Origin of the sequence: Moraxella sp. K02 (assembly GCF_041154755.1) — a bacterium.
Lineage (GTDB): Bacteria > Pseudomonadota > Gammaproteobacteria > Pseudomonadales > Moraxellaceae > Faucicola.
Window position 1 is genome coordinate 1,113,998 of record NZ_AP031590.1, and the last position, 13,380, is coordinate 1,127,377.

The window sequence follows — 13,380 nt, forward strand, 5'->3', positions numbered from 1 at the left end:
TTGGTAACTGTATGCTTTATCCAACAGCAAGTTAACCATGATTTGATTGAGAGTGTTGAAATGAAAACATTGTTAAAGAAAACGTTGTTAGGTGCTGTCATTGCACTGGTTGGCGTACAAAGTAATGCTGAATTAAATATGCAGACAGGTAGCCAAGCTAAAGTTAGTTGGGGTGGGCAGGGTAGTTTAGACAAAGCCCGTGCCATCATGTACAACAGCACGCCACAGACGACAAGTTTTAATAGCGGTAATTATAATAGCTATAACAATGCATACAGTGAGGATGAAAGCTATAATCCTGCATGGTCTCAAGCTAGCACGCGGTCTTCGGGCAGCTATTTTGCCAATTCCAAAGGTGCTTTGGTAGTGGATGCGTTAACAGGCAATACGATTTATGAAAAAAATGCTGATATTGCCCGTCCGATTGCCTCAATCAGTAAATTGATGACGGCTGTGGTGGTGGCGGAATCAGGCGCTAACATGAGCGAAACATTGACGATTAGTTCATTAGATTTCAAAACCCCAAAGCAATCGGGTAGTGACCGTTTAAAAGTTGGCGATCAGCTTAATCGTGCTGAAATGCTACTGATGATGATGATGAAATCAGAAAATCCAGCGGCTAAAGCATTAGCACGTACCGACCCTATGGGGTATGACAATTTTATTAGCCGTATGAACCAAAAAGCGCGTGAATTGGGGATGACCCAAACCCGTTTCTATGACCCATCAGGTCTAGACTCTCGTAATGTGGCATCACCGCGTGATTTGGCAATTCTTGCCCGTTATGCACAAAAGATGAACCTAGTCACCCAGTTTAGTACTACGCCTAGCCGTCAGTTCGGTGTATATAATATCAATTCGGGGTTTCGAACCGTAGCCGCTCGCAGTACCAATTACATGGTGCGTGATGGGTTATATAATATTGGTTTGTCAAAAACAGGGTATATTCGTGAAGCAGGCAACTGCGTACTATTTGAAACCAATGTGGGTAATCGTCCAGCCATTGTCGTATTACTCGGTGCAAGTGATTCAAAAACCCGCTGGAACGATGCAGAAAACATTATTGCTAATTTAAGCATGCGCCGATTCACCTAAACAAGTCGCAATTTACTGACTAATTTTTTGATAAAAAAAGCAAGGATAACTGTCCTTGCTTTTTTATGGGCGAAAAACTACCAAAATCAGCTATTTGGTGTGTTTTATAAGCTATTTAGCGTGTTTCATACAAGTGGTGGCAAAGGGTACCGCTTCAAGACGTGCGGGCTCGATTTCTTCACCACTCACAGCGCAAATACCATAAGTCCCATTTTCGATACGAAGTAAGGCATTATTCACCAATTCAAGGTTGTGCTGGGCTTCGACTAGCAAGTTTTTACGTACATCGTTTTGCTCATTAATCACCGCTTGGTCGTCCCAATCTTGGGTCATATCCGTATCAGGATTTTGCATATCATGTTGGATTTTATGCACGCGAGTTTGGTATTCTTGTTTTAGGTCAAGTAATCGTTGTTTTGCTTTGTCAAGGTCAACCATAAATACTCCAATTTTAGAATAAGATATTGAATGCAGTGCTGCATTCCTGTTTTTGTCCTTATAAGCTTATCATTAAGACCCTTCTTAATAAAGTAGTAATAAAGTAGTCATACCGTGTTATCACCGTGCGTGGCATTAATTGGGCGTTAGTTGATAGCATCAATAATGTTAAAAATACTCAAACTATGCTAATCTACGCTTATTTTTTTATTCAATTTTTGTTGTCATGTGACAACGTTTTATCAACCCCTACGGGTCACCATCCTGTTATTAACTTAGAGGTTAATCCATGCAATTTGCTCGTTTAAACGATATTGATGTTTCTGACAAAACAGTTTTAATCCGCGAAGATTTAAATGTACCGTTAAAAGATGGCAAAATTGCCAATGATGCCCGATTAAAAGCAAGCTTGCCCACCATCCAATTGGCTTTAGATAAAGGCGCAGCGGTTATCGTGTGTTCGCATCTAGGTCGCCCAGACCCATCAAACCCTGAAGCCAAATATTCGTTGCAGCCAGTCGCAGATTATTTGAGCGATGCTTTGGGCAAACCTGTCAAATTGGTGACCGATTATGCCCAAAATAATGTGATAGTAGCCCCAGGTGAAGTTGTGCTACTGGAAAATGTACGTTTTAATGCGGGTGAAAAGAAAAACGATGCCACTTTATCTGAACGCTATGCCGCTTTATGTGATGTATTTGTGATGGATGCTTTTGGTACGGCTCACCGTGCTGAAGCGTCAACAGAAGGCGTTATCGCCAAAGCAAAGACTGCTTGTGCAGGCCCGTTGTTAGCGGCAGAACTTGATGCATTAGCCAAAGCTTTAGATAACCCAGCCAAGCCCATGCTTGCGATTGTTGGTGGCTCGAAAGTTTCTACGAAGTTAGATGTGCTCAAATCATTGGCAAAAATCTGTGACCAAATCATTGTGGGTGGTGGTATTGCCAATACATTCTTGGCAGCCAAAGGTGCCAATGTTGGTGCATCCCTATATGAAGCCGACATGGTGGAAACGGCGAAAAGCATTATGCAAGAGACCCATGTATTACTACCTGAGGAAGTGGTCGTCGCTAAAAAATCACAGATTGATTTTGATGATTTTTTGGGCTCGCTAGAATCTGTCGATGCCGTAACCAAATCGGTCAATACCATTGCTGATGATGAAATGATTTTAGATATAAGTGCAAGCAGTGCGGCGAAACTTGCCGATGCGATTAAAAATGCCAAAACCATCTTATGGAATGGACCTGTAGGCGTATTTGAAGTCGATAAATTTGGTGAAGGTACCAAAATCGTTAGTGAAGCAGTCGCAGCAAGTGAAGGCTTTAGCATTGCAGGTGGTGGTGATACGCTCGCTGCGATTGATAAATACAAGGTCGCCGATAGAGTAAGCTACACATCAACCGGGGGCGGGGCGTTCTTAGAATTTGTGGAAGGTAAAACCTTACCTGCCGTGCACGCACTGAGCCAACGTGCCTAAATGCTAACAATCGTTATCATTAATTCAGCGATTTAAATTTATCATCGCTGAATTAATGTAATGTTAAGTTAATATTTGTATGGTAAACATTGTAAGCAATTGCACTAAAAATATATTGTCGATAAGATATTATGCAAGTATGTATACCCATATGTTTGGCGTTTAAGGAATGAATATGTTAAAACGTAATTTAGTATTGGCAACTTTATTAGCAACTTTATCAATTACTGCATGTAGTAAAAAAACCGAAGAAGCCGCAGCTAACGGTCAACCTGAAGCCGCAGCAAGCGCAGCGGGTCAAGACATTAAAGACGCGACTGCAAGTGCCGCTAGTGCAACAGCAAATGCAGGTGAAGCTGTGGCTAGTGCTGCTACCACGGGTGTTGCGGTTGCCCAAGGCGCAGCAATCAACGCGACTGAAGCTGTTGCCAATGGTGCCGCCCAAGCCACCGCGAACGTAGCCTCTGCTGTAGCGACTGGTGCAGCCAATGTAGCACAAGGTGCAGAAGCGGTTAAAAACGATGCAGCAAATAGTAGTACTGACATCCAAACAACCGTGCCAGAAAAACAAAAATACTAATTTTAGTATTCAGCCTAAAAAAGCCCCGAAATCATTTTGGGGCTTTTTGATTGGGTTAGGTAGTTTGCCATAATATCGTTCAGTTCAAAGTTATATTTTTTGAATTCAAATTATAACGCACTTCTGTTATACTCAAGCCTTGTCCAACACGGCAAAACCCAATTTTTCTAAAATTTTCAATTGATTATTAACTTTACCAAGAGAAAGTAATATGGCTTTGATTTCTTTGCGTCAGCTTTTAGACCATGCAGCAGAAAACAACTATGGTGTTCCTGCATTTAACGTCAATAACTTAGAGCAAATGCGTGCCATTATGATGGCAGCCGATGAAACCAATTCACCTGTGATTGTGCAAGCATCGGCAGGCGCACGCAAATACGCAGGTGCCCCATTTTTACGCCATCTTATTTTGTCTGCCATTGAAGAGTGGCCGCACATTCCAGTGGTTATGCACCAAGACCATGGTACCAGTCCAGAAGTTTGCCAGCGTTCAATCCAGTTGGGTTTTTCATCGGTGATGATGGATGGCTCATTAAAGAGTGATGGTAAAACCCCTGCAGACTATAATTATAATGTGGCAGTGACGCGTGAAGTGGTAAAACTCTCTCATGCTTGTGGTGTATCAGTAGAAGGTGAAATTGGTGTTTTAGGTAGCCTTGAAACGGGTATGGCTGGCGAAGAAGATGGCGTAGGGGCGGAAGGTAAACTTGACCACTCACAGCTGTTAACCAGTGCTGATGAAGCTGAGCAATTTGTTAATGACACCCATGTTGATGCACTAGCGATTGCAGTCGGTACTAGCCACGGGGCGTATAAATTTACCCGACCACCTACCGATGATATCTTATCGATTGCACGTATCAAAGAAATTCATGCCCGTATTCCTAATACTCACCTTGTAATGCATGGCTCTTCAAGTGTGCCACAAGAATGGCTCAAAGTGATTAATGAAAATGGCGGCAATATCGGTGAAACCTACGGTGTGCCAGTTGAGCAAATCGTAGAAGCCATCAAACATGGTGTACGTAAAGTCAATATCGACACCGATTTACGTTTGGCATCAACCGGTGCGATTCGCAAATTCCTCGCTGAAAACCCAGCAGAATTTGACCCACGCAAATATTTTGCCAAAACCATCGATGCCATGAAAGCGGTTTGTATCGATCGCTATACTGCATTTGGTACGGCGGGTAATGCGGATAAAATCCGCCCAATTAGTCTAGAAAAAATGGTTAGTTTCTATAACTAAATACTAGAGCTAAGTTTTAGCAAATGACTAAAAAGCATGATATTCAAGAGAGTGTGAGATTCAAGTGGGTGGACTTAGGTTGCCCACTTTTTTATTGGATTAAATTATTTGTAGTGAGTCATCAATGATAGGATTAATTCAAGGGCAAGTGCATCATCTAATGGCACCTACGGTAGTGGTGATGACTACAGCGGGCGTTGGGTATGAAATTGAGATGCCGCTTAATGCATTTTGCCAAGTACAATTAAATCAGTCCGTCACCTTGTGGACACATTTTTTGGTACGCGAGGATGCTCAGTTGTTATTTGGGTTTTTAAGCCATAGCGATCGGGAAGTGTTTAGACTGTTGCTTAAAGTCAATGGGGTGGGGGCAAAAATGGCGTTGGCGATGATGTCAACCGTAACGGTGCAGGAATTGCACCAGTTTGTGATGAACAATGATGAGCTGGCATTGACGCGTATCCCAGGGGTTGGCAAAAAAACCGCACAGCGATTGATTGTTGAATTAAAAGACAAAATCAAGCACTTAGGTGATACATCAGGTTTTGCCCCTTCATTACCACTAGCGACCGATAGCGGCAATGAAGGCATTATTATTGCTGAAGTGGAAGCGGGGTTGATTGCACTAGGTTATCGCGATAAAGAAGCCCAAGCTGCGATAAAACTGGCAAAATCTGCCATTGATTCACCGTTAACCATCCAAAATCTGCTGAAAGCGTCTCTTAAAAATTTGGCGATGAATTAAAATTGCATAAAAAGAGGCTCAAACGACCCTCTTTTTTAACCATTAACCTTATTCTGTTTCGGTTTTTGGCGTCTCTGGCTGGGATAATAAGTTTTTTTCCAGATAATGAATGTTTTGTGCCTGTTTACAAAAAGCCTCGTCTTGCAAAATCACATCGCGATGTAATGGCACATTGGTTTTGATGCCGGTGATAATCAGCTCGTCAAGGGCATGGCGAAGCTTGGCAATCGCTTGTTCACGGGTTTGACCATGACAGATTAATTTGCCAATCAATGAGTCATAAAAGGTAGGGATGGCATAGTTAGGATAAAGGTGCGAGTCAAAACGTACACCGCTACCATTTGGCATAAAAAAGTGGGTCACCGTACCAGGTGACGGCATGAAAGTTACTGGATCTTCGGCATTGATACGGCACTCGATGGCATGCCCGCGAATTTCGATTTCGTTTTGACGATACGATAAGCCATAGCCAGATGCGATTTTGAGTTGTTCAACCACCACATCAATGCCGGTAATCATTTCGGTGACAGGATGTTCAACCTGTACGCGGGTATTCATCTCAATAAAGAAAAATTGCTCGTCTTCATATAAAAATTCAAACGTCCCTGCGCCGCGATAGTTAATTTGCTCACAAGCACGGACGCAAGCTTGCAAAATGGGCTCTTTGATATCATCAGGAATCTCTGGGGCAGGGGCTTCTTCAAGCACTTTTTGGTGACGACGTTGTAGCGAGCAATCGCGATCAAATAAATGAATGGCATTGCCTTCGCCGTCACCTAAAACTTGCACTTCAACATGGCGCGGGTTTTTTAAAAAGCGTTCCATATAGACGCTATCATCGCCAAACCACAATTCGGCTTCTTGTTTGGCGGCTTGCACTTGAGACAATAACTGCTCAAGGCGTTCAACCACGCGCATACCACGACCACCACCACCCGCTGCTGCTTTGATTAACAGAGGAAAACCAATGGCTCTAGCTTGTTCTTCAGCGTTAGCCAGAGTGACGCTACCCACTGAGCCAGGGACGGTAGGCACACCGGCTTTTTTCATGGCGTTGATAGCGGATATTTTGTTGCCCATTAAGCGAATGTGCTCAGGCGCAGGACCTACGAAAGTTAGCCCTGCCTCTTCCACGCGTTCGGCAAATTCAGCATTTTCAGATAAAAACCCATAACCTGGGTGAATGGCATCAGCGCCAGAGATTTCTGCGGCTGTTAAGATAGTATCGATATTGAGATAGCTTTGACTGGCATTGGGCTTGCCAATACAGATGGATTCGTCAACGAATCGAAGGTGCATCAAGTTGTCATCTGCAGTTGAGTACACGCCCACCGTTTGGATGCCAAGCTGCTTACAAGCGCGAACAATGCGCAGCGCAATTTCACCACGATTGGCGATCAGTAATTTTTTTATCATTGCTATCCCTAATTTTTATCGATAAACAAACTTCAAATAGACAAAAAAGTTAAAAATTAAGACTCGTAACGGACAATCGGTTGACCAAATTGCACCACATCGCCGTTTTGTACCAAGATTTCTGCAATGATACCGCTTTGGGTTGCTTCAAGCGGGTTCATGATTTTCATGGCTTCAATAATGCCTAAACTATCGCCTGCTTGTATCTGTTGACCCACCTTGATAAATGGCGCGTCATTAGGACTCGGTGCAACATAATAGACCCCAACCATCGGTGATGTTTCTACCATGCCAGATTTTACAGGGGCAGCGTTAGCGGTTGTCGTGGTGGCTGTAGTCGCTGTCACAGGTTGAATATTCGCTTGGGGTAAATGGCGTGAAATAGAGACCTTTTTATCGCCATCTTGTACGGTTAATTCTGCTAACGTTCGCTCTTCCATTAAGTCAATAAGTTGTTTGATTTTACTTATATCCATATCCTAACTACCTTAAAATTATACGCTTCATAGACAACTAATTCATAGATTGCCGTATTGTAACAAGATTTTTCTAAAATAAATAGATATAGCAGGGTATATTTGTGTACGTTTGTACACTTAAAATTTGCTGCCATGTTGCTATTTATTTTAGGCTAAATTATGTTGCTACTGATGTTTTTGAACCAGATAATTAAACGCTGCAGTATAGCCAAAAGCCCCCATACCACAGATGACCGCTTCAGCTTTGTCACTAAAATAAGAATGCTGTCGAAATGGCTCACGCGTGTGAATATTGGAAAGATGAACTTCTATAAAAGGTTTATTCACGGCGAGTAGGGCATCGCGAACTGCTACCGATGTGTGAGTAAAGGCGGCGGGATTGATGATAATCGCGTCAATCTGCTCTTCAGGATTTGTGGTCAATAAACCGTGATGATGGATTTTATCAATCAGGGCAGATTCTTGATTTGTTTGAAAACAGGTGAGTTTAATTTGATGATTACTGGCTAGTTGTCTTATATCATCTTCAATATCTTGTAGGGTTTGAAATCCGTAGATTTCTGGTTCTCGCTTGCCAAGCAAATTGAGATTGGGACCATTTAGTACTAACACATGGGTTAGTTGAGTCTGTGTTGTTGTAGTCATGATGCTTCCTTTATCGTGGGTGATTTAAAATTTCCTCAAGTTTTTGCAACCTCAGCTTGTCAATGGCTTCACCGATCTGTTTGCCGGTCAGCTCGCTTGCCACATCTTTGGCAGAAATTTGAGTTAATTGCGTTTTGATGGTGGTTAATAGCGCGGTTTGTTTGACCTGTTGATAAAGATGAACGACTTTCAAGGCTTGTTCTAAAAGTGAGGTGTCTTTAAGGCTATTACTTAATCTTAACAGCTCAAATAATGGTTCTGCAGTTAAGTGATCGAAATTTTTTAATTCATCAAAATGCTCAACAATAAATAACCCCAATCGCTCAGCGTTTTTTGGTACCTTTAAACCTTGGCAAAATTCTAAATACTCGCTAGTTGGGTTATTGTGTTGCTGGTGAGACTTAAAGCAGGTTGCAACTAGAGCAAACTTCATGACGTTGTCCGCTTGTTGCTCTCCCACCATTCGCAGCGCAGATAGCATCAATTGCCATTGGCTAGGATTATCATTGGATGCTTGATACAATTTTGGCATAATGATATCGAGGACATTAAGCTGATAAAGCGTGTCAAAATAAATATCCGACCAAGCCTGCGTTAACGCTTTTGACATCTCTGACCATACCCGCTCAGCGACAAGATGACTCAGCTCACCTGCGGCTTTCATTTGACTGGTAAGTTTCGTGGTGGACTCATCGACCGTAAATCCGAGCGGCGCATAACGACTGGCAAAACGGGCAAGGCGCAATACGCGTACCGGATCTTCTACAAAAGCGATGGACACATGACGTAATTTTTTTTGCTCAATGTCTGCTAAGCCACCATACGGGTCGATGATATCGCGGGTATCAAATTTGCCCTGTTTAAAACTGCAGTCAAACAACCCATTGACTTCTATAGCCATGGCATTGATGGTGAGATCGCGCCTGGCTAAATCTTCTTCTAAGGTGACAGCGGCGTCAGCGTGTACCTTAAAACCAAGATAGCCGTTACCGCTTTTGCGTTCCGTGCGAGCCAGTGCATATTCGTCATGGGTCTTTGGGTGTAAAAAAACCGGAAAATCAGCCCCTACCTGCGAAAATCCCAGCTCCAGCATCTGCTCAGGCGTTGCGCCGACCACCACATAATCGTGTTCAGTGACCTCGCGCGCCAATACATAATCGCGTACCGCACCACCGACCAAATAAACTTGCATGACCACCCCGATGTTTTAACTAAATTAAACCCATAAAAAAACCAGTTTAGAGCACTAAACTGGTTTTATCAATCAACACAAAATTATTTTGCCAATTCTTGCGCTTGTGTTACCGCTACAGCAGTCATGTTGACGATACGACGTGCTGTCGCAGAAGATGTCAAGATATGCACAGGTCGTTGCGCTCCCAATAACAATGGACCGACGGTGACACTATTGGTCGCCGTTTTTAGCAAGTTAAATGCGATGTTAGCCGCATCTAAGTCTGGCATGATCAGTAGGTTAGCTGAACCTGTCAATTTGCTAAATGGGAATGAAGTATGGCGGATACGGTCATCAAGCGCGGTGTCACCATGCATTTCGCCATCAAACTCAAAATCAACATTCATATCGGTCAGTAAATCATAGACTTGACGCATTTTTTTGGCGCTTTCAAAGTCAGATGAACCAAAGTTTGAATGTGATAGCAATGCCACACGCGGTTCAAGACCAAAGCGGCGGACTTCTTGCGCTGCTAATACTGTCATTTCCGCTAGTTGTTCAGCGCTTGGGTCTTCATGCACATAAGTGTCAGCAATGAACAAGTTACGACCTTGAATTAATAAGGCATTTAAGGCATAAAAATCTTTAGCATCCGCGTGTTTTTTGATGACGTTTTGCACGTAGTTTAAGTGCAAGTGATATGAACCAAACGTACCACAAATCATACCGTCGGCATCGCCACGTTCAACCATTAGCGCGCCAATCAAAGAAGTTTTACGGCGAACATCACGACGCGCCAATTCAACCGTCACACCATTGCGTTTGTTCATCTCATAATAAAACTGCCAGTAGTCTTTATAACGTGGGTCGCTTTCGATGTTAACCAATTCATAATTTTCACCTGCCACCATACGTAAGCCCAACCGCTGGATTTGGTTGGCAATAATGGTTGGACGACCGACCAAGATAGGTTTTGCCAAGCCTTCATCCACCACCACTTGCACTGCCCGTAATACGTTTTCATCCTCACCTTCACAGTAAACGATACGTTTTGGCTCTTGTTTGGCACGGGTGAAAATAGGTTTCATCAAGAACGCAGAGTTATAAACAAACTCTGAGAGTTTATCGCGATAAGCACGCATATTTTCAATCGGTAACGTGGCAACGCCAGAATCCATCGCCGCTTTGGCAACCGCTGGCGCAATCTCCAAAATCAAATTTGGCTCTAACGGTCCAGGGATTAGGTATTCACGACCAAAACGTTTGGTTTCATCCACCGTTTTTTGACCTTTTTGTGGCGTGGCTTCCACATGTGCCATGGCAGCAATGGCTCGCACGCAGGCAATTTTCATTTCTTCGTTGACGGTCGTGGCACCGACGTCAAGCGCCCCACGGAAGATATATGGGAAACACAGTGCGTTGTTTACTTGGTTTGGATAGTCAGAGCGGCCTGTGGCGATAATCGCATCGGGACGCACCGCTTTGGCATCTTCAGGTAGGATTTCTGGGTTTGGATTGGCTAGGGCAAAGATAATGGGATCTTGCGCCATGCGTTTTACCATATCTTGGGTCAGCATGCCAGCGGCAGATAAACCTAAGAACATGTCCGCGCCTTCAATCACATCCGATAAGGTTTTGGCTTCAGTATCGCGGGCATAACGCTGTTTTGACTCATCGAGGTTTGCTCGGTTGCTAGTGATAATACCTTTTGAGTCAGCGACAAAGATGTGTTCTTTTTTTGCGCCCAACGCACAAATCAAATCTAAACAAGAAATCGCTGCAGCACCTGCACCAGATACCACAATTTTGATATCTTCGATTTTTTTGCCGGTAATTTGTAGCGCGTTTAATAACGCGGCCGACGCAATAATCGCGGTACCATGTTGGTCATCATGGAACACAGGGATATTCATGCGTTTACGCAGTTCTTTTTCGATATAAAAACACTCAGGGGCTTTGATATCTTCAAGATTGATACCGCCGAAGGTAGGCTCTAAAGAGGCAATCGCTTCGATGAATTTATCCGGATCGTTTTGTGCCACTTCAATATCAAATACATCAATGCCGGCAAATTTTTTGAACAGCACGCCTTTACCTTCCATCACAGGTTTTGACGCCAAAGGACCGATATTGCCCAATCCTAAAACAGCGGTACCATTTGTCACCACACCAACTAAGTTGCTACGAGCGGTATAAAGCGCGGCTTTTTTGGGGTCTTTTTCAATTTCTAGACAAGGTACGGCGACGCCAGGCGAATAGGCAAGTGCCAAATCCCGTTGGTTGGCAAGTGCCTTGATAGGGGTAACAGAAATTTTACCTGGGCGTGGATTGGCATGATAATGCAAGGCGGCTTGTTCAAATAATTCTTTGTCTGATAAGCCATTGTTGGTCGGCGATAATTTATCCATAATATCCTTCGTTGCGACAGTCGTTTTCGAATCGTAGTGTTCGCTATTCTAGCACTATTGACAGATTGATGACTAGTTGAGTACCGGCAAAAAATAAAACTAGTGAGCTAAAAAATCGCGCTACCGACCTTGTCTATCACCTTAAGATGAGCAGCTGACACATATTTCAGGCGCATCTGCCGACGGTGGCTCGCTGTCACTTGGCTTGGCTAATGCACTAACTTGGTAAGGATTAGCCAGTAGCTGATACAGTCTATCCACCTCGCTCATGTCATTTTGTTCAGCCAATTCAATAGCTTGCTGTGCCATACTGTTTCTTAGGACATACACGGGATTGTGGCTCATTACCAACTGCAAAGAATCCTGCTGTAATTTAGTATGGTAGGTATCAATCCAGTCCGCTAATGTGACATTGGGTTGACCGTTAGCGCTGCTAATTGAAATTTTCAACTGATTAAGTAAATTAAATTCATGTAATAGGTTTAATTTATCATTGGGCTTGGCGTCAGCAACAATAGCTACCAGCGCTCTCAAGCTGTTGGTAAAGTCAAGTTTGTTTTGCTGCATGATCTCTAAGTACTGCAAAGCAAAGTCACAGTTTTCTTCACTGATGGCTAAGCCAAATTTTTGGCAGAGACCCTGCTGATAGTACTGATAAAAAATCTCGCCAAAACTGTCTAAAATGTCGGTTAACTGCTCACGCGACAAGGCTTCTGGCGGGTGATTAGCGGTCAGTTTTTCGCCATTAAGACGTAAAAATAAGGTAATCAGACGTGACAAATTCCAAAGTCCAATAGATGGCTGGTTTTGATAAACATAACGCCCGTTGTAATCAGAATGGTTATTGATCCAAATCGGATTAAAGCGCTCCATAAAACCGTAAGGACCAAAATCGATGGTCGCACCCGTGATGGATAAATTGTCGGTATTCATCACCCCATGGGCAAAGCCAATTAGCTGCCAATCAGCAAGGGTTTTGGCAGTTTTATCAACCACTTGTCTCAAAAAATCTTGAATGGGCGTGTCACTGTCAAAACACGGGTTAAAATAGGTTTTGATGACATAACGGGTAAAATACAGCAATAAATCAGGCGCATAATTTGCCACCCATTCAAAATGCCCAAAGCGAATATGACAATCTGCGGTACGTAATAGCGCCGCGCCGCGTTCACGTGTCTCACGGTTGACAGGGGTATCTGAAACCACAAAGCCCAGCGCGTTGCTAGAACGAATGCCCAAGCAATTGAGCGCATGACCTGCCAAATACTCTCGCACTACGCTTCGAATCACCGCACGACCATCCCCCATGCGCGAGTAGGGGGTTAATCCTGCGCCTTTAAGATGTAAATCGGTCAATTGTCCGTCTTTATCGATTACCTGCGCGAGTAATAGACCACGACCATCGCCCAGTTGCCCTGCCCATTGCCCAAATTGGTGTCCAGCATACGCCATGGCTAATGGTTCAAAGCCGTCGGGAACGATGTCACCGCCCAAGATTTCGACCCAATGCTGTGTTAAAAACTCATCATCTGCCCAACCAATTTGGTTGGCGACTTGCGGGTTAAAATGCCCTGCTTGCGGGTTGATGAGTGGTTTGGGGGGGTGTTTATGATAAAGCCTTGGATCGAGCGTGGCATACGAGTTTTCGATTTTCATAATTTTTCCATTTTT

Annotated in this window: 12 protein-coding genes; 5 read left to right on the forward strand and 7 right to left on the reverse strand. The window is 43.6% G+C overall.

Features of this window, described 5'->3' with window-relative positions:
* Positions 1-60 precede the first annotated feature (60 nt).
* Complete coding sequence (locus ACAM39_RS05100; protein WP_128677915.1) at positions 61-1,095, forward strand: D-alanyl-D-alanine carboxypeptidase family protein; 1,035 nt, start codon at positions 61-63, stop codon at positions 1,093-1,095.
* Between the two features lie 111 nt (positions 1,096-1,206).
* Here ACAM39_RS05100 and ACAM39_RS05105 read toward each other — a convergent pair whose 3' ends face one another.
* Complete coding sequence (locus ACAM39_RS05105; protein WP_369628454.1) at positions 1,207-1,533, reverse strand: TraR/DksA family transcriptional regulator; 327 nt, start codon at positions 1,531-1,533, stop codon at positions 1,207-1,209.
* 289 nt (positions 1,534-1,822) lie between these two features.
* Here ACAM39_RS05105 and ACAM39_RS05110 point away from each other — a divergent pair, with 289 nt between their 5' ends.
* The 4 genes from ACAM39_RS05110 (at position 1,823) to ruvA (ending at position 5,587) form a co-directional block, all read left to right on the forward strand.
* Positions 1,823-3,013, forward strand: a complete 1,191-nt coding sequence (locus tag ACAM39_RS05110) for a phosphoglycerate kinase (RefSeq protein ID WP_369628455.1) — start codon at positions 1,823-1,825, stop codon at positions 3,011-3,013.
* 175 nt (positions 3,014-3,188) lie between these two features.
* Positions 3,189-3,593, forward strand: coding sequence for a hypothetical protein (locus ACAM39_RS05115; protein WP_369628456.1), 405 nt, complete (start codon positions 3,189-3,191; stop codon positions 3,591-3,593).
* 211 nt (positions 3,594-3,804) lie between these two features.
* Positions 3,805-4,842 carry a class II fructose-bisphosphate aldolase gene (fba, locus tag ACAM39_RS05120; protein WP_369628457.1) on the forward strand — a complete coding sequence of 346 codons (1,038 nt, stop codon included), beginning with the start codon at positions 3,805-3,807 and terminating at the stop codon, positions 4,840-4,842.
* Positions 4,843-4,966: 124 nt separating this feature from the next.
* On the forward strand, positions 4,967-5,587 hold the full coding sequence (gene ruvA, locus ACAM39_RS05125) for a Holliday junction branch migration protein RuvA (protein WP_062330386.1): 621 nt from the start codon (positions 4,967-4,969) through the stop codon (positions 5,585-5,587).
* Positions 5,588-5,635: 48 nt separating this feature from the next.
* Here ruvA and accC read toward each other — a convergent pair whose 3' ends face one another.
* The 6 genes from accC to ACAM39_RS05155 form a co-directional block, all read right to left on the reverse strand.
* Positions 5,636-7,003: an acetyl-CoA carboxylase biotin carboxylase subunit gene (accC, locus tag ACAM39_RS05130; protein ID WP_369628458.1), complete on the reverse strand. Its 1,368-nt coding sequence runs from the start codon at positions 7,001-7,003 to the stop codon at positions 5,636-5,638.
* Between the two features lie 56 nt (positions 7,004-7,059).
* Positions 7,060-7,479: an acetyl-CoA carboxylase biotin carboxyl carrier protein gene (gene accB / locus ACAM39_RS05135; protein ID WP_062330390.1), complete on the reverse strand. Its 420-nt coding sequence runs from the start codon at positions 7,477-7,479 to the stop codon at positions 7,060-7,062.
* Positions 7,480-7,647: 168 nt separating this feature from the next.
* The gene (gene aroQ, locus ACAM39_RS05140) at positions 7,648-8,127 is read right to left on the reverse strand and encodes a type II 3-dehydroquinate dehydratase (RefSeq protein WP_369628459.1); all 480 of its coding nucleotides are present in this window, start codon (positions 8,125-8,127) and stop codon (positions 7,648-7,650) included.
* A gap of 10 nt (positions 8,128-8,137) precedes the next feature.
* Entirely contained in the window at positions 8,138-9,319 is a 1,182-nt protein-coding gene (locus tag ACAM39_RS05145) for a tRNA nucleotidyltransferase/poly(A) polymerase-related protein (protein ID WP_369628460.1), read from the reverse strand.
* An 83-nt stretch (positions 9,320-9,402) separates the two neighbouring features.
* A complete protein-coding gene (locus ACAM39_RS05150; protein ID WP_369628461.1) occupies positions 9,403-11,709 on the reverse strand; it encodes an NADP-dependent malic enzyme in 2,307 nt (768 codons plus the stop codon).
* Between the two features lie 141 nt (positions 11,710-11,850).
* A complete protein-coding gene (locus tag ACAM39_RS05155; RefSeq protein ID WP_369628462.1) occupies positions 11,851-13,365 on the reverse strand; it encodes a protein adenylyltransferase SelO in 1,515 nt (504 codons plus the stop codon).
* Between the last annotated feature and the right edge of the window lie 15 nt (positions 13,366-13,380).